Source organism: Geobacillus sp. Manikaran-105, from assembly GCF_002809955.1.
GTDB lineage: Bacteria > Bacillota > Bacilli > Bacillales > Anoxybacillaceae > Geobacillus > Geobacillus thermophilus.
On sequence record NZ_PIJG01000130.1, the window covers coordinates 1 to 1257 of the forward strand.

At 49.1% G+C, this 1257-nt stretch carries 2 pseudogenes; one reads left to right on the forward strand and one right to left on the reverse strand.

What is annotated here, in order from left to right:
- Window positions 1-150: 150 nt before the first annotated feature.
- Window positions 151-532: pseudogene (locus tag CV945_RS16840) on the forward strand (helix-turn-helix domain-containing protein); the annotation flags it as partial.
- Window positions 533-554: 22 nt separating this feature from the next.
- Here CV945_RS16840 and CV945_RS16845 read toward each other — a convergent pair.
- Window positions 555-1257 (reverse strand): annotated as a pseudogene (locus tag CV945_RS16845) (IS982 family transposase); the annotation flags it as partial.

The following is a 1257-nucleotide window of genomic DNA, read 5'->3' on the forward strand; positions in this document are numbered from 1 at the left end:
GCTTCCTGATTTTCTACTTAACACCAAAAACGGAGATGGTTGATGTTCCCACAAACCCTTCCTCTCGACGAATCTCGAGCCGTTTCGTAAGATAGGAGGTAGAGGGACCGGGACGGTCCAACATCACAGGGGGACAGGGAGGAGATCCAGATGGATGAATCGATGAGACACGACATCGCGCTGTTTCGGTACGGGCTAATCGCTCCGTTGGTGAATGGGCAGGTGGAACCGAAGACGTATCTGAAAGAGGTGAGCGAGCGAGTGCACCATGTTCCCCACCAGGGCGACAAGCGAATCGCAGCCAAGACGATCCTCGATTGGTGCACCCGATACAAAAAAGGGGGCTTTGACGCCTTAAAGCCAAAGCGCCGTTCGGACCGCGGCCACTCAAGGCGTCTGTCGCCCGATGATGAGGATCATATTTTAGCCCTAAGAAAAGAACATCCCACCATGCCCGTGACGGTGTTCTACGAACACCTGATCGAGCAGGGGGGAAATCCCAGAAAACCATACCTCTTACTTTACTATATACCACCCGTGGTGCTAGTTGAACTTTAACGCTCAACTAGCCCAAGAATGACGAGTGAATAAGCGAGTAAAATGCCATCCAAAGCTGATTCAAATCCAGAAACAGAGTTGGCTCGAATCTCCGTGATCCGGTACTGATCAATGAGAACGGAAAACACGGTTTCAATGACTTTGCGCTTTCGTTTCATCCACCGTTTCCATGCTTTCGATTGGTGGATCTTCTGGTTTTTCCGAACGGGCGTCCAAAAAGCGATCTTGTATTCATCATACAGCTTCTTTTGCAAGTCTTGGCTCATATATCCTTTATCACCAAGTGCGTACGGATGAGGAAGTTGGGTCATCACGGTTTATGCAGCTGTCCGGTCGTGGCAGGATGCTTCGGTGACGACATATCCCATCGGAAGCGCTTGGTCGGTGATCTGAAGATGAAGCTTCAACCCATAGTAAGCCATCTTTTTGGATGCACAATACCCAATATCGGCGATTCCTTGAAACCGTTTGACACGATACATTCGTGCGTGGTGGCAGAGTTCAATGGGTAAGCTGTCCACTACTGCATAAGCGTGATGTTGTCCGCGTTTGGCTAGTTGATGTCGTATCCATTTGATGGCAAAGCCAAGATCTCGACAGCGACGGTTATATCGAGAGCGTTCAGGAAATAAATCTTTCGAAAATAAGTTTCCGATCACAAATCGGTGCCAAGCTCGTTCGGATGTAAAACCTAACAAC